Annotated in this window: 19 protein-coding genes; 2 read left to right on the top strand and 17 right to left on the bottom strand. The window is 72.5% G+C overall.

Annotated elements, in window-relative coordinates:
• Positions 1-12: 12 nt before the first annotated feature.
• The 11 genes from AB0M18_RS24620 to AB0M18_RS24670 all read right to left on the bottom strand — a co-directional run bounded on the left by AB0M18_RS24620 (position 13) and on the right by AB0M18_RS24670 (position 16775).
• Positions 13-858 carry a GNAT family N-acetyltransferase gene (locus AB0M18_RS24620; RefSeq protein WP_365761501.1) on the bottom strand — a complete coding sequence of 282 codons (846 nt, stop codon included), beginning with the start codon at positions 856-858 and terminating at the stop codon, positions 13-15.
• A gap of 188 nt (positions 859-1046) precedes the next feature.
• Positions 1047-2204, bottom strand: a complete 1158-nt coding sequence (ispG, locus tag AB0M18_RS24625) for a flavodoxin-dependent (E)-4-hydroxy-3-methylbut-2-enyl-diphosphate synthase (RefSeq protein ID WP_365761503.1) — start codon at positions 2202-2204, stop codon at positions 1047-1049.
• 127 nt (positions 2205-2331) lie between these two features.
• A complete protein-coding gene (locus AB0M18_RS24630) occupies positions 2332-3636 on the bottom strand; it encodes a site-2 protease family protein (protein WP_365761505.1) in 1305 nt (434 codons plus the stop codon).
• Positions 3633-4883, bottom strand: a complete 1251-nt coding sequence (gene dxr, locus AB0M18_RS24635) for a 1-deoxy-D-xylulose-5-phosphate reductoisomerase (protein ID WP_365761507.1) — start codon at positions 4881-4883, stop codon at positions 3633-3635. The genes AB0M18_RS24630 and dxr overlap by 4 nt, the downstream gene beginning before the upstream one ends.
• A 34-nt stretch (positions 4884-4917) precedes the next feature.
• Positions 4918-6165: a 3-phosphoshikimate 1-carboxyvinyltransferase gene (aroA, locus tag AB0M18_RS24640; RefSeq protein ID WP_365761509.1), complete on the bottom strand. Its 1248-nt coding sequence runs from the start codon at positions 6163-6165 to the stop codon at positions 4918-4920.
• Positions 6166-6257: 92 nt separating this feature from the next.
• On the bottom strand, positions 6258-8186 hold the full coding sequence (locus AB0M18_RS24645; protein ID WP_365761511.1) for an acyl-CoA dehydrogenase family protein: 1929 nt from the start codon (positions 8184-8186) through the stop codon (positions 6258-6260).
• A gap of 152 nt (positions 8187-8338) precedes the next feature.
• Entirely contained in the window at positions 8339-9784 is a 1446-nt protein-coding gene (locus AB0M18_RS24650) for an aldehyde dehydrogenase family protein (protein WP_365761513.1), read from the bottom strand.
• 181 nt (positions 9785-9965) lie between these two features.
• Entirely contained in the window at positions 9966-11267 is a 1302-nt protein-coding gene (locus AB0M18_RS24655; protein ID WP_365761515.1) for a PQQ-binding-like beta-propeller repeat protein, read from the bottom strand.
• A 72-nt stretch (positions 11268-11339) separates the two neighbouring features.
• Positions 11340-12311 carry an EamA family transporter gene (locus AB0M18_RS24660; protein ID WP_365761517.1) on the bottom strand — a complete coding sequence of 324 codons (972 nt, stop codon included), beginning with the start codon at positions 12309-12311 and terminating at the stop codon, positions 11340-11342.
• Between the two features lie 113 nt (positions 12312-12424).
• Complete coding sequence (locus AB0M18_RS24665; protein WP_365761519.1) at positions 12425-14041, bottom strand: PucR family transcriptional regulator; 1617 nt, start codon at positions 14039-14041, stop codon at positions 12425-12427.
• A 280-nt stretch (positions 14042-14321) separates the two neighbouring features.
• On the bottom strand, positions 14322-16775 hold the full coding sequence (locus tag AB0M18_RS24670; RefSeq protein ID WP_365761521.1) for an ATP/GTP-binding protein: 2454 nt from the start codon (positions 16773-16775) through the stop codon (positions 14322-14324).
• 245 nt (positions 16776-17020) lie between these two features.
• Here AB0M18_RS24670 and gabT point away from each other — a divergent pair, with 245 nt between their 5' ends.
• Both gabT and AB0M18_RS24680 read left to right on the top strand, forming a co-directional pair.
• Positions 17021-18355, top strand: coding sequence for a 4-aminobutyrate--2-oxoglutarate transaminase (gene gabT / locus AB0M18_RS24675; RefSeq protein WP_365761523.1), 1335 nt, complete (start codon positions 17021-17023; stop codon positions 18353-18355).
• Positions 18356-18464: 109 nt separating this feature from the next.
• On the top strand, positions 18465-19199 hold the full coding sequence (locus tag AB0M18_RS24680) for a phosphatase PAP2 family protein (protein ID WP_365761525.1): 735 nt from the start codon (positions 18465-18467) through the stop codon (positions 19197-19199).
• Here AB0M18_RS24680 and AB0M18_RS24685 read toward each other — a convergent pair.
• The 6 genes from AB0M18_RS24685 to AB0M18_RS24710 form a co-directional block, all read right to left on the bottom strand.
• A complete protein-coding gene (locus AB0M18_RS24685) occupies positions 19165-20970 on the bottom strand; it encodes a glycoside hydrolase family 18 protein (protein ID WP_365761527.1) in 1806 nt (601 codons plus the stop codon). The two genes, AB0M18_RS24680 and AB0M18_RS24685, sit on opposite strands and share 35 nt — an antisense overlap.
• A gap of 90 nt (positions 20971-21060) precedes the next feature.
• Positions 21061-21570, bottom strand: coding sequence for a hypothetical protein (locus AB0M18_RS24690; protein ID WP_365761529.1), 510 nt, complete (start codon positions 21568-21570; stop codon positions 21061-21063).
• A 130-nt stretch (positions 21571-21700) separates the two neighbouring features.
• Complete coding sequence (locus AB0M18_RS24695) at positions 21701-23119, bottom strand: FAD-dependent oxidoreductase (protein ID WP_365761531.1); 1419 nt, start codon at positions 23117-23119, stop codon at positions 21701-21703.
• Positions 23120-23191: 72 nt separating this feature from the next.
• Positions 23192-23986 (bottom strand): ABC transporter permease, encoded by a 795-nt coding sequence (locus tag AB0M18_RS24700; protein WP_365761533.1) that lies wholly within the window; start codon positions 23984-23986, stop codon positions 23192-23194.
• Positions 23986-24915 (bottom strand): ABC transporter permease, encoded by a 930-nt coding sequence (locus AB0M18_RS24705; protein ID WP_365761535.1) that lies wholly within the window; start codon positions 24913-24915, stop codon positions 23986-23988. Before AB0M18_RS24705 ends, AB0M18_RS24700 begins: the two co-directional genes overlap by 1 nt.
• Positions 24912-26078 (bottom strand): ABC transporter ATP-binding protein, encoded by a 1167-nt coding sequence (locus tag AB0M18_RS24710; RefSeq protein ID WP_365761537.1) that lies wholly within the window; start codon positions 26076-26078, stop codon positions 24912-24914. Before AB0M18_RS24710 ends, AB0M18_RS24705 begins: the two co-directional genes overlap by 4 nt.
• Positions 26079-26085: the final 7 nt, after the last annotated feature.

Genomic DNA, 26085 nt, shown 5'->3' on the forward strand with positions numbered 1-26085 from the left:
CGGATAGTCCGGTCAGAAGAGCACGCTCATGAAGGCGCCGACCTCTTCGAAGCCGACGCGGCGGTACGCGGCGCGGGCGGGCTTGTTGTAGTCGTTCACGTAGAGGCTGACGACGGGTGCGACGTCGGCGAGGGCGTACTTCAGGACGGCGGCCATGCCGGTCTCGGACAGGCCCTTGCCGCGGTGTTCGGGGGCGACCCAGACGCCCTGGATCTGGCAGGCCTGGCGGGTGGCGGCGCCGATCTCGGCCTTGAAGAGGACCTTGCCGTCCTCGATGCGGGCGAAGGAGCGGCCGGAGCCGACGAGTTCGGCGACCCGGGCCTGGTAGAGCAGTCCGCCGTCGGCGGCGAGCGGGGAGACGCCGACCTCCTCGGTGAACATGGCCACGCAGGCGGGCATGATCACGTCCATCTCGTCCTTGCGGACCCGGCGCACCAGCGGGTCGGCCTCGACGGTCGTGGAGGGCTGCTCGGTGACCATGAGCGGCTGGTGGGCGCGGATGTCGCGGGCGGGGCCCCAGCCGGGTTCGAGGAGCCGCCACAGCTCGGCGGTGGGTCCGGCGGGGCCGACGATGGAGGAGCAGCGGCGGCCGGCCCGGCGGGCCCGGTCGGCGAAGGCGCGGACGGCCTCGGGGGTGGCGCAGATGGGCACGAGGTTGGCGCCGGAGTAGCAGAGCGAGGTGAGGCGCCCGTCGCTGTACCAGCCCCACATCTCGCCGCCGAGCCGCCAGGGGTCGAGCCCGGCGAGCTGGACGCGGGCGGTGACGAAGGCGTTCTCGACGGGGGCGCTCTCCAGGACGGCGAGCGCGGCGCCGAGGTCGGCGGGTTCGAGGACCCGCGTCGATGATTGTGTCAACACGAGGGCCTCACCTCCTTTTCTAGGCCTCGGCTCGCCTCCGGGCGCTTTGAGCCCGGCTCACAGCCCCGACCGTGCTCTCCCCCTCGTTCCTCGGGGGTTGCGCGCGCTCGAGGCTGTTCCCCCGGCGCGCCCTTCGGCTCGCTCGGCGGTCTCTCGGGGCAGGCCCGGATCGATCGGTACCGACAGTGTCACCCGGCGACCGACACCGTGGGCTCGCCGGAGGCGACGCCGTCCTTCTCCATCTGCTCGGCGATCTTCATGGCCTCGTCGATGAGGGTCTCGACGATCTTCGACTCGGGGACGGTCTTGATGACCTCGCCCTTGACGAAGATCTGGCCCTTGCCGTTGCCGGAGGCGACGCCGAGGTCGGCTTCGCGGGCCTCGCCGGGGCCGTTGACGACGCAGCCCATGACGGCGACGCGGAGCGGCACCTCCATGCCCTCCAGGCCGGCGGTGACCTCCTCGGCGAGCTTGTAGACGTCGACCTGGGCGCGGCCGCAGGACGGGCAGGAGACGATCTCCAGGCGGCGCGGGCGCAGGCCGAGGGACTCGAGGATCTGGTTGCCGACCTTGATCTCCTCGACCGGCGGGGCGGAGAGGGAGACCCGGATGGTGTCGCCGATGCCCTCGGAGAGCAGGGCTCCGAAGGCGACGGCGGACTTGATGGTGCCCTGGAAGGCGGGGCCGGCCTCGGTGACGCCGAGGTGCAGCGGGTAGTCGCTCTGGGCGGCGAGCTGGCGGTAGGCGTTGACCATGACGACCGGGTCGTTGTGCTTGACCGAGATCTTGATGTCGCGGAAGCCGTGCTCCTCGAAGAGGGAGGCCTCCCAGAGGGCGGACTCGACGAGCGCCTCGGGGGTGGCCTTGCCGTACTTCTGGAGCAGGCGGCGGTCGAGCGAGCCGGCGTTGACGCCGATGCGGATCGGGGTGCCGGCCTCGGAGGCCGCCTTGGCGATCTCCTTGACCTTGTCGTCGAACTGCTTGATGTTGCCCGGGTTGACGCGGACCGCGGCGCAGCCGGCGTCGATGGCGGCGAACACGTACTTCGGCTGGAAGTGGATGTCGGCGATGACCGGGATCTGCGACTTCTTCGCGATGGTCGCGAGGGCGTCGGCGTCGTCCTGGGTGGGGCAGGCCACGCGCACGATCTGGCAGCCGGAGGCGGTGAGCTCGGCGATCTGCTGGAGCGTGGCGCCGATGTCGGAGGTGCGGGTGGTGGTCATCGACTGCACGGACACCGGGGCGTCGCCACCGACGGCCACCGATCCGACCTGGATCCGGCGGCTCTTGCGCCGTTCGGCGAGCTTGGTCGGAACGGACGGCATACCGAGAGAGATCGCGGTCATCAGCTGTACAACCCCAAGGTGTGGTTCATCGGGCGCGTCGGGCTCAGGTCTTCGAGCTCAGGTCTTCGAGATTACCGCTCCTGCGGCGGCGGGCCGGACACCGCGGGGGTGTCCGGCCGTGGGCGTACTACGTCAGCTTCACCGGGTTGACGATGTCGGCGACGAGGACGAGCAGGGTGAAGCAGACGAAGACGCCCGCCACCACGTAGGCGGCCGGCATCAGCTTGGCCACGTCGAACGGGCCGGGGTCGGGCCGCTTGAAGATCCGGGCGGTGTGGCGGCGGATCGACTCCCACAGGGCGCCGGCGATGTGGCCGCCGTCGAGCGGGAGCAGCGGGAGCATGTTGAACAGGAACAGCGACACGTTGAACATGACGACGAGGTTGAGGAAGAAGACCAGCCGGGTCTGCGGCGGGGCCTCGATGGCCATCAGTTCGCCGCTGATCCGGGCGGCGCCGACGACGCCGACCGGGGAGTCCTTCTCGCGTTCGCCGTCGCCGAAGGCGGCGTTCCACAGGGCGGGGATCTTGCCGGGCAGGGCGATGACGGACTCGACACCGGCCTGGAGCTGGTCGGACATCCGGTCGACGGACTGGCCGAAGGTCAGCGGCAGCACCTCGGTCTTGGAGGCGAAGCCGAGGTAGCCGGCGGGTTCGGTCCGCAGCGGCTGGACGACCCGGCCGTCGGCGTCCTTCTTGTAGACGTCGTTCTTGATCAGCGTGGGGTGGAGGTCGATCCGCTGGCCGGCGCGCTCGACGGTGACGGTGGCCGGGCCGATGGTGGCGCGGATGCGGTCGGAGAGGGTGTTCCAGTCGGAGACCGGGGTGCCGTTGAAGGCGACGATCTTGTCGCCGTCCTTGAGGCCGGCGGCGAACGCGGGCGAGACCGGGTCGCCGGTCTGGCACTTCTCGCGCTTCTCGGACTGGGCGATCACGCACTTCTGGACACCGGCGACCTTGGTCGTCTGGGTCTCGAAGCCGATGGCCATGGCGCTGCCGAAGAACAGCACGACGGCGAGCACCAGGTTCATGAAGGGCCCGGCGAACATGACGATGACGCGCTTCCACGGCTTGCGCGTGTAGAAGAGGCGGTCCTCGTCGCCTTCCTGGAGTTCCTCGAAGGAGGCCTCGCGGGCGTCCTCGATCATGGAGCGCCAGGGGGAGGTGGAGCGGGCCTCGATCCGGCCGTCCTTGCCGGGCGGGAACATGCCGATCATCCGGATGTAGCCGCCGGCCGGGATGGCCTTGATGCCGTACTCCGTCTCGCCCTTCTTCCGCGACCAGATGGTGGGGCCGAAGCCGACCATGTACTGCGGCACGCGGATGCCGAACAGCTTGGCCGTGGAGAGGTGGCCCAGCTCGTGCCACGCGATGGAGACGAGGAGTCCCAGCGCGAACAGCACGATGCCGAGGACGGTCAGGAGTGTGGTCATGCGCGCGCCTCCGCGATTGCCTTCGCCGCGAGTTCCCGGGCCCGGGCCCGTGCCCAGGTCTCCGCTTCCAGGACGTCCGACACCGTGAGCGAGGTTCCCCGGCTCGGCCGGCCGTGCTCGGTGACGACTGCGGTGACCGTATCCATGATTCCGTTGAACGGCAGCCTTCCGGCGAGGAAGGCGTCCACGCACTCCTCGTTGGCGGCGTTGAAGACGGCGGGCGCGGTGCCGCCGAGATCGCCGACGTGCCGGGCGAGGTTCACGGACGGGAAGGCCTCGTTGTCGAGCGGGAAGAACTCCCAGGTGGAGGCCTTGGACCAGTCGAAGGCGGGGGCCGCGTCGGGGACCCGCTCGGGCCAGCCGATGCCGATGGCGATGGGGCCGCGCATGTCGGGCGGGGTGGCCTGGGCGAGGGTGGAGCCGTCGGTGAACTCGACCATGGAGTGCACGTACGACTGCGGGTGGACGACGACCTCGATGCGGTCGAACGGGATGTCGTAGAGCAGGTGGGCCTCGATGACCTCCAGGCCCTTGTTCACGAGGGTGGCGCTGTTGACCGTGATGACCGGCCCCATGGCCCAGGTGGGGTGGGCGAGCGCGTCCTCACGGGTGACGCCTTCGAGGTCGGCGCGGGTGCGGCCGCGGAAGGGGCCGCCGGAGGCGGTGACGACCAGCTTGCGCACGTCCGCGCGGGTGCCGGCGGCGAGCGCCTGGAAGAGCGCGGCGTGCTCGGAGTCGACCGGGATGATCTGGCCGGGCTTGGCGAGCGCCTTCACCAGCGGGCCGCCGACGATCAGCGACTCCTTGTTGGCGAGCGCGAGGGTCCGGCCGGCCTCCAGGGCGGCGAGGGTCGGCGCCAGGCCGATGGAGCCGGTGATGCCGTTGAGGACGGTGTGGCAGGGCGAGGCGGCGAGCCGGGTGGCCGCCTCGGGCCCGGCGAGGATCTCGGGGAGCCGCTCGGGGCCGTACAGCGCCTTGAGGGCGTCCTTGAGCTCCGCGACCGCGTCCTCGCGGGCGACGGCGACCGTGCGGACCTTCAGCCGGTGCGCCTGCTCGGCGAGCAGCCCGATCCGGCCGCCGGAGGCGGCGAGGGCGGTGACCCGGAACCGGTCGGGGTTGCGCAGGACCAGGTCGATGGCCTGGGTGCCGATGGACCCGGTGGAGCCGAGGACGACGATGTCCCGGCGGCCTTCGGACACGTCGAAGGCGATGTGCGGGTCGGCGAGAGGAGAGGGGCGGTCGCTCATGCCCCCCATTCTTGCCGCAAACGCTGTGCGCCTTTCACAGCCCCTGGGTGAAGCGGGCGAAAACGGGGTGGAAGTCCGGGAAGGTCTTCCGTACGCAGCCGGGGTCGTCGAACGTGATCCCGGGAGTGCGCAGGGCGGTGACCGCGAAGGACATCACGATGCGGTGGTCGCCGTGGGTGGCGATCTCGGCCGGTCCGGCGGGGGTGCCGGGCCGGATCTCGATCCAGTCGGGGCCGGTGGCGACGTCGATGCCGAGCCGGCGCAGGTTCTCGGCGCAGGCGTCGAGCCGGTCGCACTCCTTGACCCGGGTGTTGGCGACGTCCTCGATGCGGACCGGGCCTTCGGCGAAGGGCGCGAGCGCGGCGAGGGTCGGCATGGTGTCGGAGATGTCGCGCATGTTCACGGTGAGGCCGTGCAGACGTCCGGTGGAGCGGACGGTGGTGGCCGTGTCGGTGATCTCGACCTCGGCGCCCATGCGGCGCAGGACGTCCACGAAGGCGAGGTCGCCCTGGAGGGCGCCGGTGCCGAGTCCGGGGACGGTGACCTCGCCGCCGGGGACGAGGGCGGCCGCGGCGAAGAAGTACGAGGAGGTGGAGGCGTCGGGCTCGATCGCGTACGTACAGGCGCGGTAGCCGGTGGGGGCGACCCGGTAGGTGCGGCCCTCGGCGTCGTCCTCGCGCGTGATCTCGGCGCCGAAGGCCCGCATCATCGCGAGGGTGATCTCGACGTACGGCTCCGAGACCAGGTCGGTGACCGTGATGTCCAGGCCTTCGGCGGTGAGCGGGCCGAGCAGGAGCAGGGCGGTCAGGTACTGCGAGGACTGCCCCGCGTCGAGCCGGACCGCCCCGCCCTTGATGCCGCGGCCGGTCACGGTGAGCGGGTGGTGGCCCTCGCGCTCGCCGTGGCCGAGCTCCACCCCGAGTTCGCGCAGGGCGGTGGTGAGCGGGCCGAGCGGGCGTCGGCGCATCTGCGCGGAGGCGTCGAAGCGGAAGGTGCCGTGCCCGGCGGCGGCGAGGGCGGGCAGGAAGCGGGCGGTGGTGGCGCCGTCCCGGCAGTACACGTCGGCCTCGGCGACCCCGGGCCCGGCGGGCCGCCCCTCGATGTGCCAGGCGCCCGGCTCCTGCCGTACGGCATAACCGAGGGCCTTCAGGCCTTCGGCGAAGCCCTCGCTGTCGTCGGAGTGCAGCGGCCGGAGCAGGGTGGTGGTGCCTTCGGCCGCGGCGGCGAGGAAGAGGGCGCGGGCGGTGACGGACTTGGAGCCGGGGATGTCGATGACGGTCACGCCCGCCAGTGTGCCGTGGCGGGCGGGCCGGTCGCGGGCCGGTCCGGTGGGTGGACGAGCGGTCCGCGGGATCCGGCGCCCTCGGGCGGTCCTCAGGTGATCTTCCGGTGGAGGTTCTCCTTCGCCGACGGGCCGGGAGTGGTGTCCGCGATCCAGGGGCCGTCGTCGCTCGGGTCGAGGATGCCCTCCTCCAGCCAGGTGTACGAGCCGGCGAGGACGCCGTCGACGACACGGCGGTCCAGGTCGTCGGTGTTGGCCCACAGGCGCCCGAAGAGCTCCTCGATCCGCAGCCGGGACTGCCGGCAGAAGGCGTCGGCGAGCTGCCGGGCCTCGCGGCCGTGCGGGCCGGTGGTGCGCAGGAGTTCGGCGCGCACGCAGACGGCGCTCATCGCGAAGAGCTCGGCGCCGATGTCGACGATCCGGCCGAGGAAGGCCTGCTTGAGCTCCATCCTCCCCTGCCACCGGGACATCGCGTAGAAGGTAGAGCGGGCCAGCTTGCGGGAGGTGCGCTCGACGTACCGCAGATGGGTCGCGAGCTCGCCGAACTCTCCGTACGCCCCCGGCAGCTGTCCCGGTCCGGCGACCAGCTTCGGCAGCCAGCGGGCGTAGAAGCCGCCGGCCCGGGCGCCGGCCCGCGCCTTGTCGGCGAGCGGTTTCTCGGGGTCGATGAGGTCGCCGGCGACGGAGAGGTGGGCGTCGACGGCCTCACGGGCGATGAGCAGGTGCATGATCTCCGTCGAGCCCTCGAAGATCCGGTTGATGCGCAGGTCGCGCAGCACCTGCTCGGCGGGGACGGCGCGTTCGCCGCGGGCGGCGAGGGAGTCGGCGGTCTCGTAGCCGCGGCCGCCGCGGATCTGGACCAGCTCGTCGGCGATCCGCCAGGCCATCTCGGAGCCGTACAGCTTGGCGAGGGCGGCCTCGATGCGGATGTCGTTGCGGTCCTCGTCGGCCATCTGGGAGGCGAGGTCGACGACCGCCTCCAGGGCGAAGGCGGTGGCGGCGATGAAGGAGATCTTGGTGCCGACGGCCTCGTGCCGGGCGACCGGCTTGCCCCACTGTTCGCGCTCGGCGGCCCACTCGCGGGCGATCTTCAGACACCACTTGCCGGCCCCGGCGCAGGCGGCGGGCAGCGAGAGGCGCCCGGTGTTGAGGGTGGTCAGGGCGATCTTCAGGCCGGCGCCCTCGGGGCCGATGCGGTGCGCGGCCGGGACCCGCACCCGGTGGAAGCGGGTGACGCCGTTCTCCAGGCCGCGCAGGCCCATGAAGGCGTTGCGGTGCTCGACGGTGATGCCGGGCGAGTCGCCCTCGACGACGAAGGCGGTGATGCCGCCCTTGTGGCCCTCGGAGGCGGGCACGCGGGCCATGACGACGAGCAGGTCGGCGACGACGCCGTTGGTGGTCCACAGCTTCACGCCGTCCAGGACGTAGGTGTCCTCGCCGTCGGGGACGGCGGTGGTGGCGAGCCGGGCCGGGTCGGAGCCGACGTCGGGCTCGGTGAGCAGGAAGGCGGAGATGTCGCTGCGGGCGAGCCGGGGCAGGAAGGCGTCCTTCTGCTCCTGGGTGCCGAACAGCTTCAGCGGCTGCGGCACCCCGATCGACTGGTGCGCGGAGAGCAGCGCGCCGAGCGCCGGGCTGACGGAGCCGACGAGGGCGAGCGCCCGGTTGTAGTACAGCTGGGTGAGGCCGAGGCCGCCGTACTTCGGGTCGATCTTCATCCCGAGCGCGCCGATCTCCTTGAGGCCGCGGATCGTCTCGTCGGGGATGCGGGCCTCGCGTTCGATGCGGGCGCCGTCGACCCGGGTCTCGCAGAAGGCCCTGAGGGTGGCGAGGAAGGCCTCGCCGCGCCGTACGTCCTCGGCTGCGGGCAGCGGGTGCGGGTGGATGAGGTCGAGGCGGAACCGGCCGAGGAAGAGTTCCTTGGCGAAGCTCGGCTTGTGCCAGTCCTGCTGGCGGGCGGCCTCGGCGACCTGCCGGGCCTCGCGCTCGGTGACCTTGGGCGGCCGCTGGGTGGGTGCGGACATGGACGCCTCCTTGGGCTTCCTGTCCGTCGTACCCGATTTCGGAGGGTTCGGAAAGACGAAGGGCGGCCCGAGCCCCCGCACAGTGGGCTCGGACCGCCGGTCTCTTCGTCCGTACGGGTGTACGGGTGTACGAACGGCCTGGGGCGTACGGGCTAGAGCGCGAGGCCCGTCAGGACCAGGACGCGCTCGTAGGTGTAGTCGTCCATCGCGAACTTGACGCCCTCGCGGCCGACGCCGGAGCGCTTGGCGCCGCCGTACGGCATCTGGTCGGCGCGGTAGGACGGGACGTCGCCGACGATCACGCCGCCGACCTCCAGCGTGCGGTGGGCGCGGAAGGCGGCCTGCACGTCGTGGGTGAAGACACCGGCCTGGAGGCCGTAGTCGGAGTCGTTGACCGCGGCGAAGGCCTCGGCCTCGCCGTCGACCTTGGCGACCGTGAGGACCGGGCCGAAGACCTCGGAGCGGGCCAGGGTGACGCCGGCCGGGAGGTCGGTGAGGACGGTCGGGGCGTAGGACGCGCCCTCGCGCTTGCCGCCGGCGAGCAGCTTGGCGCCGGCCGCGACGGCCTCGTCGACCCAGGACTCGATGCGCTTGGCGGCGTTCTCGTCGACCTGCGGGCCGACGTCGGTGGCGTCGTCCGCCGGGTCGCCGGTGACCTGGGCCTCGACGGCCGCGACGATCTTCCGCAGCAGGCGGTCGTGGACGGAGGCGTCCACGATCACGCGCTGCACGGAGATGCAGGACTGGCCGCCCTGGTAGTTGGAGAAGGTGGCGATCCGGGTCGCGGCCCAGTCCAGGTCGGCCTCGGAGGACCAGTCGGGCAGCACGACGGCGGCGGCGTTGCCGCCGAGCTCCAGGGTGCAGTGCTTGTGCGGCACGGACTCCTGGATGGCGTAGCCGACCTTGTCGGAGCCGGTGAAGGAGATGACCGGGAGGCGCTCGTCCTGGACCAGGGCGGGCATCCGGTCGTTCGGCACGGGCAGCACGGACCAGGAGCCGGCCGGCAGGTCGGTCTCGGCCAGGATCTCGCCCAGGATCAGGGAGGAGATCGGGGTGGCCGGGGCCGGCTTGAGGATGACCGGGGCGCCGACGGCGATGGCCGGGGCGACCTTGTGGGCGCCGAGGTTCAGCGGGAAGTTGAACGGCGCGATGCCGAGCACGACGCCCTTGGGGATGCGGCGGGTCAGCGCGAGCCGGCCCACGCCGCCGGCCTCGGTGTCGAGGCGCTGGGCCTCGCCGGCGTTCCAGCGGCGGGTCTCCTCGGCGGCGAAGCGGAACACGGACACGGCACGGCCGACCTCGCCGCGGGCCCACTTGATCGGCTTGCCGTTCTCGGCGGAGATCAGCTGGGCGATCTCCTCGGTGCGCTCGGCGAGCCGCTTCGACACGTGGTCGAGGGCGGCGGCCCGGACGTGCGCCGGGGTCGCGGCGAACTCGTCGACGACGGCGTGCGCGGCGGCGACGGCCTCCTCGACCTGGGCCTCGGTGGGCACGCTGACCTTGCCGACCAGACGTCCGTCGTACGAGTTCGTGACGTCGAAGGTGGCCTCGCCGGTGGCCTCGCGGCCGGCGAGCCAGAAGGCGTGGGTGGTCGTCATTGCGTCCCGGCCCTTTCGTAGGGGGTGTACGAGGAGTGCCCGAGGGGTGCCTCGCGCTCTGCTGACACGGTAGGGCGAACCGGGCGGAGAGGCGCTTGTCCGTGGTGGAGTGGTGGGGCGGGCACTCCTGTCCGCTTTGGCCCAAGCGGCCCCTGCGAGCCGGGGCGGAGGCGCCCGTCCGTCACCAGGTCCGGTACGCCGAGAAGGGCCGGCGCTTCCAGTCCTCGCCCCAGCGGACGGCGATGTACAGGTCCTCGTACCGGAACAGGCCGGTGAGCTTGTCGTTGCCGTCGTCCGTGTCCCGGTCGAAGGTGCGCTCGTCGACCGTCTCGCCGGTGGCGGCGTCGTAGACGTGGAGCTCGTCGAGGCCCCTCCGCTCACGGGTGAAGATCGTCGCGCGGCCGCCGCCCACATGCAGCCCCGTGACGCTCTGATTGGCATAGAGGCGGTCCGAGCTCCATGCCTCGTTTCCGCTCGCCAGGTCGTAGGCGACGACTCCGCCGGAAGCGACGAAGAGTTTTCCGTCGGAGACGGCCACCTCACCGCCCCTGACGTCGATCTGCCCCTGGCGGCGGCCGTCCTGGCCGAAGGCGAACCAGGCGTGCACGCCGTGCTCCATCGGCTCCTGCACCTTCAGCACCGTCGGTTCGGCGGACAGGAAGGACATGAAGGAGTCCGGGGCGACGGGCCGCCGGGCGCCCAGCGGGACGGTCCACCGCACCTTTCCGTCGGCCGGGTCGAAGGCGGCCAGCTTCGCCTCGGTCGCGCACTGGAGCGCGGCGAGCACCTGCCGGGACGCGACGGCCACCTCTCGCGGGAGGCAGCCCTTCGGCACGGCGGCCTTCCAGCGCGGGACACCCGTCCGCAGGTCGAAGGCGCGCAGCGCCCGGTCGCCGGGGAGCACGGGCCGCGTACGCCGGTCCGGTGGGGTGTTCCACTGCTCGTCCTCGTCGCGGAGCACGGCGAGCCCGGCCCCGGTGGCGAGGACGTCGTCGGCGTACCTCGGGTCGGCATGGCCCGGCTGCCGCGCGGTGCGCCACAGCTCGCGACCGTTCTTCAGGTCGATCGCGGCGACCGTGGCGCAGCCCTTGCCGCCTTCCATGAGGCCGATCAGCGCGACGGAGTCGGCGGCGCCGGTGCTGGTGGCGCAGATCTCGGCCCGGCCCGGCACGGCGTACTCCCAGCGCCGCTTCCCCGAACGGGCGTCGAAGGCGGTGACGGCGTCGAAGCGGCTGCGGACGACGGTGTCGCCGACGAGCCAGGCGGCGTTGCCGTACTCGGCGGCGGTCCGGTCGTACGGCGTGTCCCAGACCCGCTCCATCCCGTCACCCGGCAGATTGCCCGTCTCGGAGGCGACGCAGGAGGCGATGCCTCCGACGAGCGCGAGCGGCACACCGAGGAGGAGGGCGGTGCCGAGCACCCACCTCCGCCGGCTCCCCGCGCTCGCGTCCGATCTCGCGCTCGCGTCCGATTCCGTGGCCATACGGATCCCCACCCCTGGTTCGCGGGCCGCTCCCCTGCGACCGCCGACGGCCCACAGCGTAGGCGTAGTTGATCAGCGGCGCCGCTCCGTCGAGACGATCAGACAGACGCCCGCCACGACGATCGCGCCGCCGAGCACGATCGACCAGGTCAGGGCCTCGTTCAGGATGAGCGCGCCGAGGGCGACGGCGACGACCGGGTTCACGTAGGCGTAGGTGGAGACGAGCGAGATCGGCGCGGTCTGGATGAGCCAGGCGTACGCGGTGAAGGCGACGAGCGAGCCGAAGACGACGAGGTACGCCAGGGCCGCCCAGGAGCGCCCGGACACCGCGGACGGGTCGAAGCCGTGCTGCTCGCCGCGCAGCAGGCCGACGCCGAGGCCTGCGAGGCCGCCCGCGAGCATCTCGTACACGCTGGCGGTGAAGGGGCTCGCGGGCATCGGGATCCGCCCCGCCGAGAACGAGCCGACCGCCCAGAGGAGGGCGCCGACGACGACCAGGACGACCCCGCCGATCGCGACCTCGCCGCTGAGGCCGGGGAGGGTGAGCACGCCGAGGCCGGTGAGACCGAGCAGCACACCGGCGGTGCCGCCGAGGCTCGGCCGGTCGCCGGTGGCGGCCTTGAGCAGCACCACCCAGGCGGGGACGACGGCGACGAGCAGCGCGGCGAGGCCGGACGGGATCGCCGTCTCGGCGACGACGACGAGGCCGTTGCCGCCGACGAGGAGCAGCAGGCCGACCAGGGCCGCCGAGCCGAGCTGACGCGGGGTCACCTTGAGCGCGGCCGGGCCCTGCCGCCACGCGACGAGCCCCGCGAGGATCAGCCCCGCCGTGACGAACCGGGCGCCGGCGGAGAGGAAGGGCGGCAGCGTCTCGACGACGATCCGGATCCCGAGGTACGTGGAGCCCCAGACGACGTACACGATCCCGAGCGCCACCCAGACGGCGACGGGGAGCCGCCGGGCGACGGGCGCGGGCGGGGACGACGGGGGTGGCTGGAGCGGCGGGATCTCGGAGGCCGGACGGTCGGCTGCGGGACTTGTCATGCGCAGGAGATTACGGAGCGGGGCGCCGTCCTGCCAGGAATTCTGCCCGCGATCGGGCAGGGGAAGGGGAATTCACCGGGCAGCGCCGCATGCCAGGAGTTCCCGGCACCCGGTCACCGCCTCGGCGACCCCGGCTTGACCGGTCCGCTCGGCGGTGTGTCGCCCGTCGCCTTCAGCGCCAGCCACAGCTCCATCCGCACGTCCGCGTCGTCGAGCGAACGGCCGAGGATCTCCTCGACCCGGCGCATCCGGTAGCGGAGGGTGTGGCGGTGCACGCCCAGGTCGGCCGCGGCCGCGTCCCACTGGCCGTGCCGGGAGAGCCAGGCGCGCAGCGAGGCGACGAGGTCGCCGCGGCCGGTGGCGTCGTGTTCGTACAGGGCGCGCAGCAGGCCGTCGGCGAAGGCGCGGACGGCGTCGTCGGCGAGGAGCGGAAGCACGGACCCCGCGGCGAGTTCCTCGTGCTCGACGAGGGCGCGGCCGCGCCGCCGGGCGACCGACAGGGACTGTTCGGCCTGCTTGTAGGCGGCGGCCGCGGCGATCGGGCCGGTCGGCGCGGAGAGCCCGACGACCAGGCCCGCCTCCTCGGCCTCGCGGCTCGCGTAGCCCTCGCACGCGGTGACGACCGCTCCCCCGTCGCCGGCCAGGACGACGAGCCGCTCGCCGCCCTCCGGCCCCTCGGGCACGGTCAGCGCCGACTCCCCGGCCCGGGCCGCCGCGGTCTCAAGGGTCTCGGCGAGCACGGCGAGCGGCGACTCGCCCTCCTTCGCCTCCTGCGCCCCCTTCGCCTCGGCGCCCGCCGGTTCGGCGATCAGCAGCCGGAAGGGCGCGTCGAGCAGCCCGCCGTACAGATCCCCGGCCACCGCCCGGGCGTGGTCCGGCTGCCCGGCGAGCAGCATCCGCAGCACCGCCGCGCCGAGCCGCTGCTCGGCGGCCTGGAGCGAGCGGGACCGCTCCGTCGTCAGGGTGAGGAGGGCGATGGCGGAGTGGACGGCATAGCGCTCGGCCGTGCCGAGGGGTGCGCCCGTGCCGACCGCGAGCGCCCCGCGCACCCGCCGCCCGGTGCCGAGCGACTGGAGTTCGATCCGGTCGTCCGTGCCGCCGACCACGGCGCTCGCGGGCGCGGGCCGCTCCCGCAGCCGCTCCACGTCGGGGGTGAGCCGGGCCGCCCGCCGCGCCGCCCAGTCGGGCGACACGGCGATCACGGTGCCGGAGGTGTCGTACAGCGCGGCCCAGCCGTCCACATGCGCGGCGAGCCGGGCGACGACCGCGTCCGGGCCCTCGGCGAGCGCCGCCCGGGTCAGCTCGCGCTGCGCCTCGAAACCGGCGGTCACGGCCCGGTACTGGTCGGCGGCGATGGCCGCCGAGACCGCCTTGCTGATGGCGAGGAACGGCGTCCGCCGCGGCACCTCCAGGAGCGGCAGGTGCTCCTCGCGTGCCGCTTCGAGCAGCGCGCCCGGGATGTCCTCGTAGTTGACCCCGACGGCGAAGCCGAGGCCGACGACCCCGGCGCCGAGCAGCCGCCGCACATAGCGCCGCATCGCCTCCGGGTCCTCGGCGTCGAGGGTGAGCGCGGTGGTGAGCAGCAGCTCACCGCCCTCCATGTACGGGACGGGGTCGGCGAGCTCGCTGACGTGCGCCCAGCGCACGGGGGTGTCGAGGCGGTCCTCACCGGCGCGGACGGTGAGTTTGAGCGCCGAGTGCTGGACGAGCGAGGCGAGGGTGGGCGGCATTGGGGACCGTCGGACCTTTGAGGTTCTGGGGAGGGAGCGCGTCGGAGGTGGGGAGGGCGCGCGCCGCCGGTGGGGGAGGCGTGCACCCGATTCTGCCAGCCCGTCCGGGCCCCCGCCGTCAGCGTCTGTCTTTCGGATCTTGCCGGGCTCGCGCGCCCTGGCACGCACGCTCGCCGCGTTGTCGTCGGTCGCCAACGCTCCGCGTTGTCTCTCTCCTCCGCCTTGCGATCGCACGCACCAGACCCCGCTCCCTGATCCGGCTTGATCCGAAAGACAGGCGCTAGCTCCGCAGGTCCACGAGCAGCGGCGGGGTGTGCTCGCCGCGCACATGGGTGAGGGAGAGGACGGCGTGGCCGGGCGGGACGTCGTGCGCGAGCTCGGAGGCGGACCACCGCTCGCGTTCCACCTCCCGTACCGTCACCGCCTCCGTGGTGACCGCCTTGCCGGTCATCAGCTTGCGCAGGGCGTGCAGGGCGCGGGTCATCGGCTGGTCGGCGAAGACGGTGTGGTGGGCGACCTCGGTGGTCTCGACCCGCTCGGTGCCCCAGGCCTCGGCGAAGGCCCGTCCGTCCCAGTTGGGGATGCCCGCGAGGGCCATCCGGCAGCCGACGCCGGCGAGCAGCGGGCCGTGCAGTTCGGCGGGCACCTCGGCGAGGGTACGGAGGGCGAGCACGGCCCCGGCGTGCTGCGGGCGCAGCCGCTGGAGGCCCCGTACCGTCCCCGGGGTGAGCGCCCCGGCCGCGTCGTCGAGCACCAGACACGCGAAGTGGCCGCGCGGCGAGCGGTCCCGGACGACGGTCTCGAACTGGGCGAGCAGCAGCCGGTTGAGGAGCCGGGCGGCCTCCTCGTGGGCGCCGTCGTCGGGCAGGCAGATCCGTACCCGTACGGGGTGCTGGGCGACGGCCCGCAGTGAGAACGGCCGGGCGTCACCCTGGCCCGTAGCCCCCGTGCCTCCCCCCGTACCTCCACCCGTGGCGAAGAACTCGGCGAAGGCCGGGCGGTCGAGGGCGGCGAGGCGGTCGGCGAGGACGGGGCCGAGGTCGGTGGCGGTGCCGACCTGCCGGATCCGTGAGTCGAGTTCGCGGCGCATGGTCGGGGCGCCGTCCTCGGGCAGCAGGTCGTGCAGGGTCCGCAGGGTCTCGGGGCGGGCCTCCAGGAGTTCGCGCAGCACGGGGACGGTGGGGAAGCGGCCGTAGGCGGCGCGGTACGGGCCGACGAGCTGGGCGAGCACGGTGGCGGCGCGGCGGGTCTCCACGCCGGGCATGTCGCCGACGAGTCCCTCGGCGAGGAAGGCGGCGGCCTCGTCGGGGTCGGTGGACCCGGCGTAGAGGTCGAGGTCGTGCGCGGAGGCCGGGTCGCCGAGCCGGATGACGACGTCGTACGCCGTGTCGGGCCCGAGGGGCGCGCCGGCCCCGGCGACGGCCACGACGGAGGTGGCGCCGGCGAGGGCCTGGAGGGTGAGCGACTCGACGACGGGGGCGATCAGGGCGCGGGTCTTGCCGGAGCCGGAGGGGCCGACGGCGAGCAGCGAGGTGCCGAGCAGCCCGGGGTCGAGGGCGAGTCCGGCGCCGCGGTACGCGTGCGGGGTGCGCTCGCCGTCCGCGTACCGCCCGACCCGGACCTGCCCGAGGAACAGGTCGTGGGTGGCGGCGCGGCCCGGCAGGTCCCGCTCGCCGGAGGGGTGGGCGCCGGTGGCGGCGCCGTCCCGGAGCAGCCTGCCGACGAGCGCGGCGCGGCGTACCTGGTCGCGCTCGGTGTCCCGCCAGGCGCGGCGCACCCGGGCGCAGTCGACGTCGTTCATGCGTCCCCCGGCGACCTCGGCGGCGAGCAGGTCGGCGGCCCGCCGCTCGCCGGCCTCGCGCAGGGCGGGCCACTGGGAGGGCGGCACGACGGGGCCGGCGGGCTCGGCGGGGGCCGGGGCCTTGCGGGCGCGGTGGGCACGCAGCAGGCCCCACCAGTCCCCGAGGCGGGCGAAGGGCCACAGGACGAGGAGGGCGATCAGGGTGTAGAGGGTGTAGACGGCGAAGGGGGAGGCGAAGACCTCGAAGCCGCCGGTGAGCAGGGCGAGGAGCGCGAGCAGCGAGTCGACGACGGGCAGCGCCTTCCAGCCGAGGCCGAAGGCCTCCGGCCAGACGAGGGTGAGGGCGGCGAGCGCCGCCAGGGCGGCGAGCAGCGCGCGGGGTACGGGGCGCAGCCCCCGGAAGTAGTGCGCGGTGATCTTGCGCCAGGAGCCGAGGAACCCGAGGGCGGTCACGAGCAGGCCGAGGAACACCCCGTCCACGACCACGAGCGCCTGCTGGCCGTGCCAGTCGACCCAGACGAGGCTGCCGGGCCAGAACCAGTCACTGGGCGTGACGGCCCACACCAGCTGGGACTTGTACGGGAAGAGGCCCGAACTCCAGGCCGACCAGACGAGCAGTCCGATGACCACGGGGAGCACCATGCCGAGGATCGTCACCGGCGCCAGCCGCTCCGGCGCCTCCTGCGGCGGCACGTGCCGGTAGCGCCAGATGCCCGGGCCCGCCTCCGGCCGGGGCGCGTCCAGCCACGCGGCGACCCGGCTCACGGCGCCGCCGCCGGTCGCCGTGGGCACCCCCGGCGCCCCCGCCGGCTTCGGCGGTACGGGCGGCACGGGTGGCACGGGTGGCGGAACGGGTGCCTCCGGCGGAGTGGCCGGGCGGGGGACGCCCGCGCCCCGGGTGTCGCTCGGCTCGTACGTACCGTCGGTCTCCATGAACCCCTGCCCCCTGACCAGCCAGGTCGCCGCCACTGTGCCACCGTCAATCTAGTGGGCCCGGGCCGCCCCGGAGGGGATTCGCCGGACCGGCGCCCGAGCCCCGGCCCGTACCCCGCCATGTCCACCACGGACAACGACACACCCCCCAACACTCCCGATCGGCGCATGCCTCTCCCCCTCCGCCGCGCCTAGCCTGCGGAGGAAACCCGCAAGTGCGTCCAGAACACCCCCAGGAGCCCCGCATGAACGCTGTCCCGCAGGAGCGGCGCGTCGTCACCGCCATCCCCGGCCCGAAGTCGCAGGAGCTTCAGGCCCGCCGCCTCGACACGGTCGCCGGTGGCGTGGGCTCCACGCTGCCGGTGTTCACCAAGCGGGCCGGCGGCGGCATCATCGAGGACGTCGACGGCAACCTGCTGATCGACTTCGGTTCCGGCATCGCCGTGACCTCCGTCGGCGCCTCCGCCGAGGCCGTCGTGCGCCGCGCCTCCGCGCAGCTCCAGGACTTCACCCACACCTGTTTCATGGTGACGCCGTACGAGGGTTACGTGGAGGTCTGCGAGGCGCTGGCCGAGCTGACCCCGGGCGACCACGCCAAGAAGTCGGCCCTGTTCAACTCGGGCGCCGAGGCCGTCGAGAACGCGGTGAAGATCGCCCGCTCGTACACCAAGCGCCAGGCCGTCGTCGTCTTCGACCACGGCTACCACGGCCGCACCAACCTCACCATGGCTCTGACGGCGAAGAACATGCCGTACAAGCAGGGCTTCGGTCCCTTCGCGCCCGAGGTCTACCGCGTGCCGGTCGCCTACGGCTACCGCTGGCTCACCGGCCCGGAGAACGCCGGCCCGGAGGCCGCCGCCCAGGCCATCGACCAGATCACCAAGCAGATCGGCGCCGACAACGTCGCCGCGATCATCATCGAGCCGGTGCTCGGCGAGGGCGGCTTCATCGAGCCGGCCAAGGGCTTCCTGCCGGCGATCGTGAAGTTCGCCAACGACAACGGCATCGTCTTCGTCGCCGACGAGATCCAGGCGGGCTTCTGCCGCACCGGCCAGTGGTTCGCGTGCGAGGACGAGGGCATCGTCCCGGACCTGATCACCACGGCCAAGGGCATCGCGGGCGGTCTGCCGCTCGCCGCCGTGACCGGCCGCGCCGAGATCATGGACTCCGTGCACGGCGGCGGCCTCGGCGGCACCTACGGCGGCAACCCGGTGGCGTGCGCCGGTGCGCTCGGCGCCATCGAGACCATGAAGGAGCTCGACCTCAACGGCAGGGCCAAGCGCATCGAGGAGGTCATGAAGGGCCGCCTCACCGCGATGCAGGAGAAGTTCCCGGTCATCGGTGACGTCCGCGGCCGCGGCGCCATGATCGCCATCGAGCTGGTGAAGGACCCGGCGACGAAGGAGCCGCACGCCGAGGCCGCCGCCGCGCTCGCCAAGTACTGCCACAACGAGGGCGTCCTCGTCCTCACCTGCGGCACCTACGGCAACGTGCTGCGCTTCCTGCCGCCGCTGGTCATCGGCGAGGACCTGCTCAACGAGGGCCTGGACGTCATCGAGGCCGCGCTCGCCACGATCTGACAGTTCGGCAGCCGCTTCCGACACCCTGTGTGAAGAAGCTGTGGGGGGCCGATGGCGGGATGGAGTTCCGGCTGTCGGCCCCCCTCTTCGTGCCGTACGGTTTCCGCAGATGAGAGAAACACCCTGGGCGGAGCCTCCCCAGCCCCGCCCGCACCGTGCCTTCGCGCACACCACTGGAGCCCTGGGCTCCGGAACTCCTCACCGATCGGATGGCCGCCCGCCCCACACCCCCCGGGGCGCGCGGCAGCCCGGTCCAGGCGACCGCCCCGGAACCACCCCCCCTGTTCCGGGGCTGTCGGCCGTCTTCTGGGCGGTCGTCGCCCTCTCCGTCGTCACCTGGCAGGTCCTGGTCCACGGCCCGCTCGCCCGGCTCGACGAACGCCTCTCCCGCGGCCTGGTGGACACGGTCCCCCGGCCCTTGAGCGAACTCGCCTCCGACCTCGGCGACATGACGGTCGCCCTTCCGGTCCTCGGCTGCGCCATGGCGTACGCGGTCTGGCGCGGCCGCCGGCTCGCGGCCCTGTACGCGGGCCTCGCGATGGCCGCCGTGCCCCTCCTGGTCGTCCCCCTGAAGGAGTGGACGGCCCGCCCCGGCCCGCTGGAGCCCTGGGCCCACGGCTACTACCCCTCCGGCCACACGGCGACGGCGATGGTGGCGTACTTCGGCGCGGCCTTCCTGGTGTCCGTGCGCCTGGTGCCCGTCGCCGCCGTGCTCACGGCGGTGACGGGCACCGGGCTGATCCTGCGCGGTTTCCACTGGCCGCTGGACGTGCTGGCCAGTCTCTGCCTCGGGCTGCTGATCCTGCGGATCAGCTCCACGTGTACGCGTCGAAGTTCCGGCTGAACTCCCAGCCGTTGTAGCGGTCCCAGTTGATCGACCAGGTCATCAGGCCACGCAGGCCGGGCCAGGTGCCGTGGGTCTGGTAGCCGCCGCAGTCGGTCTTCCTGGTGAGGCAGTTCAGGGCCTTGTTCACCTCGGCCGGGGCGGTGTGGCCGTTGCCGGCCTGGGTGGAGGCGGGCAGTCCGATGGCGACCTGGTCGGGGCGGAGGGCCGGGAAGACGCGGTCGGTGTTGCCGGCGACCGGGAAGCCGGTGAGCAGCATGTCGGTCATGGCGATGTGGAAGTCGGCGCCGCCCATGGAGTGGTACTGGTTGTCGAGGCCCATGATGGAGCCCGAGTTGTAGTCCTGGACGTGCAGCAGGGTGAGGTCGTCGCGCAGGGCGTGGATGACCGGCAGGTAGGCGCCGGCGCGCGGGTCCTGGCCGCCCCAGGGGCCGGAGCCGTAGTACTGGTAGCCGAGCTGCACGAAGAAGGTCTCGGGGGCCATGGTCAGCACGAACGTGCTGCCGTACCTGGCCTTGAGGGTCTTCACCGCGGAGATCAGGTTGACGATGACCGGGCTGGTCGGGTTGCGGAAGTCGGTGTCGCCGGTCTGCAGCGACAGCGAGTGGCCCTCGAAGTCGATGTCGAGGCCGTCGAGGCCGTACTCGTCGATGATCTTCGAGACCGAGGAGACGAAGGTGTCGCGGGCCGCGGTGGTGGCGAGCTGGACCTGGCCGTTCTGGCCGCCGATGGAGATGAGGACCTTCTTGCCGGCGGCCTGCTTGGCCTTGATGGCGGCCTTGAAGTCGGCGGGGGACTCCACGTTCGGGCACTCGGTCTGCGGGCAGAGGCTGAAGCGGATGTCTCCGGAGGTCACCGAGGTCGGCTCGCCGAAGGCCAGGTTGACGACGTCCCACGAGTCGGGCACGTCGGCCATCCGGGTGTAGCCGGAGCCGTTGGCGAAGCTGGCGTGGAGATAGCCGACGAGGGCGTGCGCGGGCAGCTGGCCACCCCCTCCCCCGCCGCCCCCGGAGGTGGTGGTGGCGGTGACGGCGGCGGACTTCGCCGACTCGCCCGCGCTGTTGGCGGCGGAGACCTGGAAGCCGTACGAGGTGGAGGCCGCGAGTCCGGTGGCGGTGTACGAGGTCCCGGTCACGGTCCCGGCGAGCACGCCGTCCTTGTACACCTTGTACGAGGTCGCGCCGGACACCGCCGGCCAGGACAGGCTCACCGAGCTGGAGGTCGCGGAGCCGGCGGTCAGCCCGGTCGGGGTCGCCGGTATCTGCACCGGGTCGCCGCCGGGGCCGAGCAGCGACAGGTCGTCGGCGACATAGGCCCCGGTGCCGTACCAGCCGTGGGTGTAGATCGTCACGGAGGTGGTGGAGGCGCCGGTGGTGAAGCCGGTGGAGAGCTTCTGCCAGTCGGGGGCGGACTGGGTCCAGGTGGAGACGTCCGTGGTGCCGGTGCCGGACGCGCCGAGGTAGACGTACGAGCCGCGCACCCAGCCGCTGAGCGTGTAGGTCGAGTTCGGCTTCACGGTGACGGTCTGGGAGCACCTGGCGTTGTCGCTGCCGGCCGGGGTGGCCTGCAGGGCCTTCGTCCCGCCGTGCACGGGTGACGAGACGACGGCTCCGCTGCCGGCTGTACAACTCCAGCCGTCCAGGCCGGATTCGAAGCCTCCGTTGCGGGCGAGTTCGGTGTCTGCGGCGTGGGCGAGGGGGGTCAGGGCCACGAGGCCGCCGGCGGCGAGCACGCCCGCCACGACGAGGGAGAGAGGTCTGGTGCGGGCCACAACTGCCTCCGGGGGTGGGGGAATCGAGGGGGAGCGCGCCACAGCATGGTCCAGACCAATCGGGTGGTCAAGACCTCTGGGCGCGGCCGGTCACCCCTCCCCACGGGCCAGCCGACCCGCCGCCTCGTGCATCGCCAGTTCGAGCAGCGTCGCGTCGGTGAGCGTGCCCGCCGCGTCCGGGGCCACCAGCCAGCGCACCCTGCCGGTCACCCGGCCCGGGTACGGGACGACGATCCAGGTCCCGGGGCCCGCGCTGCGCACCCCTGTGCCGAGCCAGCGGGCGGCGGTGCCCGGCGGCACGAAGAAGCCCATCCGGGAGTCGCCGAAGTCGGCGAGCACCGGCCCGGGCCGGTCGACGAGCCGGGTGAGCACGTCGAGCGTGGGATAGCCCAGCTCGGAGGGCAGGATCAGCACGTCCCAGCGGCGGCCGGCGGGCAGCAGGGCGACCCCGTGCGGGTTGCGCTCCCACTCCCAGCGGCAGGCGTCGGGGTCCGGCGCGACCGAGGTGAGCCACTCGACGACGGCCCTGGCCGCCGGGCCGGCGCCCGACCCGGCGCCCGAACCCGCACCCGTACCACTTCCCGTCCCCGTACCAGTCATGACGAAAGCCCTCTCCTCGTACGGACCCGCCAGGCGCGGTGTCCGTACGGAGAGAGGGCGCCGCCCCGCGGCTATGACGCGGGTTTGCCGTCCATCGAATGTGACCTGCGTCACATCACCTGAGACGGGCTCAGCTGTCGAAGCCGAGACCGAGCTTGTCCATCGTCTTCAGCCACAGGTTCCGCCGGCCGCCGTTCTCGTCGGCCCGCGCGAGCGACCACTTGGTCAGCCCGATGCCCGCCCAGGCGATCGGCTCCGGCGGGAACGGCAGCGGCTTGGAGCGCACCATGTCGAGCTCGGTCCGCTCGGTGCGCTCCCCCGACAGCAGGTCCAGCATCACGTCGGCGCCGAAGCGGGTCGCGCCGACGCCGAGGCCGGTGTACCCGGCGGCGTACGCCACCTTGCCCTGGTGGGCCGTGCCGAAGAAGGCCGAGAAGCGCGAGCAGGTGTCGATCGCGCCGCCCCAGGCGTGGCTGAAGCGCAGGCCCTCCAGCTGCGGGAAGCAGGTGAAGAAGTGCTGGGCGAGCTTGAGGTACGTCTCCGGGCGGTTGTCCATCTCCGCGGCCACCTTGCCGCCGAAGCGGTAGACGGCGTCGTAGCCGCCCCACAGGATGCGGTGGTCGGCGGTGATCCGGAAGTAGTGGAACTGGTTGGCGGAGTCACCGAGGCCCTGCCGGTTCTTCCAGCCGACCGCGGCCAGCTGCTCGGGGCTCAGCGGCTCCGTCATCAGCGCGTAGTCGTACACCGGGACGGTGTAGTGCCGCACCCGCCTGACCAGCGAGGGGAAGACATTGGTGCCGAGCGCGACCCGGCGTGCCGCGACCCGGCCGTACGGGGTGCGCACGGCCATGCCGCCGCCGGCCGGCAGCAGGTCGAGCGCCGGGGTGTTCTCGAAGATCCGCACCCCGAGCTCGCGGCAGGCCCGCTTGAGGCCCCAGGCCAGCTTCGCCGGGTGCAGCATGGCGACCCCGCGGCGGTCCCACAGGCCGCCGAGGAAGGTGGGCGAGTCGACCTCGGCGCGCACCGCGTCGCGGTCCAGGAACTCCAGACCGCCGGCCAGGCCGAGCCCTTCGGCCTCCTCGTACAGCTCGTGGAGCTCGTCGAGCTGGTAGGGCTCGGTGGCCACGTCGATCTCGCCGGAGCGCTCGAAGTCGCAGTCCAGGCTGTAGCGGGCGACGGCCTCCTCGATGGCGTCGAGGTTGGCCTCGCCCATCCGCTCCAGCTTCGCCAGGTCGCGAGGCCAGCGGGCGAGTCCGTTGCCGAGGCCGTGGGTGAGGGAGGCGGCGCAGAAGCCGCCGTTGCGGCCCGAGGCGGCCCAGCCCACCTCGCGGCCTTCGATCAGTACGACATCCCGGGAGGGGTCGCGCTCCTTGGCGAGGAGCGCGGTCCACAGTCCGCTGTAGCCGCCGCCCACCACGAGCAGGTCGCAGCGCTCGGTACCGGTGAGGGCGGGCAGGGCTCCGGGCTTGCCGGGGTCTTCCAGCCAGAAGGGGACGGGCTGGGCGTCGGAGAGAGATTGTGCAGCGAGACGCATGGCGACTGGGGCCATGGTTTCCAACTCCTTCGGTGCCCGACCGGCCCGGCCGCGTCGAGACGCCGCCGGGCCGGTCAGGCGCTGATGTCAGGCTGTTGCCGTTTTCTTGCGCCGGTTCGTGATGATCTGCCCGGCCACGACCACCAGGACCGCGATGACGAACATCGCCGTGCCGATGACGTTGATCTGGACGGGGGTGCCACGCTGCGCCGAGCCCCACACGAACATGGGGAAGGTGACCGTGGAGCCCGCGTTGAAGTTGGTGATGATGAAGTCGTCGAAGGACAGCGCGAAGGCGAGCAGCGCGCCGGCCGCGATGCCGGGCGCCGCGATCGGCAGGGTGACCCGCAGGAAGGTCTGCGCCGGACCCGCGTAGAGGTCGCGCGCGGCCTCCTCCAGGCGCGGGTCCATGGACATCACGCGCGCCTTGACGGCGGTCACGACGAACGACAGACAGAACATGATGTGGGCGATCAGGATGGTCCAGAAGCCCAGCTCGGCGCCCATGTTGAGGAACAGGGTGAGCAGCGAGGCGGCCATCACGACCTCGGGCATCGCCATCGGCAGGAAGATCAGCGAGTTGATCGCGCCGCGTGCCCGGAAGCGGTAGCGGACGAGCGCGAAGGCGATCATCGTGCCGAGCACGACCGCGCCGACCGTGGCCCAGGCGGCGATCTGCAGCGAGAGGGTGAGGGACTCGCACATGTCGGCGACCCCGCAGGGGTCCTTCCAGGCGTCGAGCGAGAACTGCTGCCACGCGTAGTTGAAGCGCCCGTTCGGCTTGTTGAACGAGAAGGCCATCACCACGACGTTCGGCACGATCAGGTACGCGAGCGTGAGCAGGCCCGCGATGACGACGAGGTGCTGTCGGATCCAACGCATCAGACCAGGTCCTCCGTTCCCGCCCGGCGGATGTAGACGGTGACCATGAGCAGCACGATCGCCATGAGGATGAAGGAGAGGGCGGCGGCCGTCGGGTAGTCCAGGACGCGCAGGAACTGGGACTGGATGACGTTGCCGACCATCTTGGTGTCGGTGGAGCCGAGGAGTTCGGCGTTGACGTAGTCGCCGCTGGCCGGGATGAAGGTGAGCAGGGTGCCGGAGACGACGCCGGGCATCGACAGCGGGAAGGTCACCTTGCGGAAGGTGGTGGCGGGCGAGGCGTACAGGTCCCGCGCGGCCTCGTGGAGCCGCCCGTCGATCCGCTCCAGGGAGGTGTAGAGCGGCAGGATCATGAAGGGCAGGAAGTTGTAGGTGAGACCGCAGACCACGGCCATCGGGGTGGCGAGCACCCGGCTGCCCTCGGTCCAGCCCAGCCAGCTGGTCACGTCGAGGACGTGCAGCGTGTTGAGCGCGTCGACCACCAGGCTGTCGTCGGCCAGGATGGTCTTCCAGGCCAGCGTCCGGATGAGGAAGCTGGTGAAGAAGGGCGCGATGACGAGCACGAGCAGCAGATTGCGCCAGCGGCCGGCCTTGAAGGCGATCAGGTACGCCAGCGGGTAGCCGAGCAGCAGGCACAGCAGGGTCGCGGTGCCGGCGTAGAGCAGCGAGCGCACGAACTGCGGCCAGTACTCCTGGAAGGCCTCCCAGTAGGTCTGGAAGTGCCAGGTGACCTCGAAGCCCTTCTCCAGGGAGCCGGTCTGCACCGAGGTGGAGGCCTGGTAGACCATCGGCAGCGCGAAGAAGACGAGCAGCCACACGATGCCGGGCAGCAGCAGCCAGTACGGCACCAGCCGCTTGCGGGTGGAGGGCTTGCGCAGCAGCGGCTCCTCGGCCGGCGGCGCCTCCTCCTTCGTCAGGGTGGCGCTCATGCGGCGTCCTCCACCGTCTCGACGCCCGCGTCGATGTCCTGGGCGGCGTCGAGGCCGAAGGTGTGGGCCGGGTTCCAGTGCAGGACGACCTCGGCACCGGGCCGGAGTCCCGCGCGCCTGTCGACGTTCTGCTCGTACACGTGCAGCTCCGCGCCGGCCGGCGAGTTGACCACGTACTGCGTCGAGACGCCGATGAAGGAGGACTCGGCGATCCGGCCGGTCACCCGGTTGCGGCCGTCGGCGATCTCACCGGCGTCGTCGGCGTGCGTCAGGGAGATCTTCTCGGGCCGCACGCCGACCAGCACCTTGCCGCCCACCCGGACGGCGGAGGTACAGCGCTCACCCGGCACCCGGAGCTTGCCGCCGCCGGCGGTGACCAGGACGTCGGAGCCGGTCTCGGCGACCTCGGCCTCGATGAGGTTGGAGGTGCCGAGGAAGTTCGCGACGAAGGTGGTCTGCGGGTTCTCGTACAGGTCGGCGGGGTCGCCGAGCTGCTCGACCCGGCCGCCGTTCATCACCGCGACCGTGTCGGCCATGGTCATGGCCTCCTCCTGGTCGTGGGTGACGTGCACGAAGGTGATGCCGACCTCGGTCTGGATGCGCTTGAGCTCCAGCTGCATCTGGCGGCGCAGCTTGAGGTCGAGGGCGCCGAGCGGCTCGTCGAGGAGCAGCACCTGCGGGTGGTTGATGAGCGCGCGGGCGACGGCGACGCGCTGCTGCTGGCCGCCGGAGAGCTGGTGCGGCTTCTTGCGGGCGTGCTCGCCGAGCTGGACGAGTTCGATCATCTCGTCGACCTGCTTCTTCACCGACTTGATGCCGCGCCGGCGCAGGCCGAAGGCGATGTTCTCGAAGATGTCCATGTGCGGGAAGAGCGCGTAGGACTGGAAGACGGTGTTCACCGGCCGCTTGTACGGGGGGAGGTCGGTGACGTCGCGGTCGCCGAGGAAGACGGTGCCGGTGGTCGGGTCCTCCAGGCCGGCGATCATCCGCAGCGTGGTCGTCTTGCCGCAGCCGGAGGCGCCGAGCAGGGCGAAGAAGGAGCCCTGGGGGATGGTCAGGTCGAGCGGGTGGACGGCGGTGAAGGAGCCGTAGGACTTGCTGATGCCGGCCAGACGGACGTCGCCGCCGCCGTTCTTGTCAGTCTTAGCAGTCTTGTCAGTCATGGGTTGC

This window comes from Streptomyces sp. NPDC051909, assembly GCF_040681095.1.
Classification (GTDB): domain Bacteria; phylum Actinomycetota; class Actinomycetes; order Streptomycetales; family Streptomycetaceae; genus Streptomyces.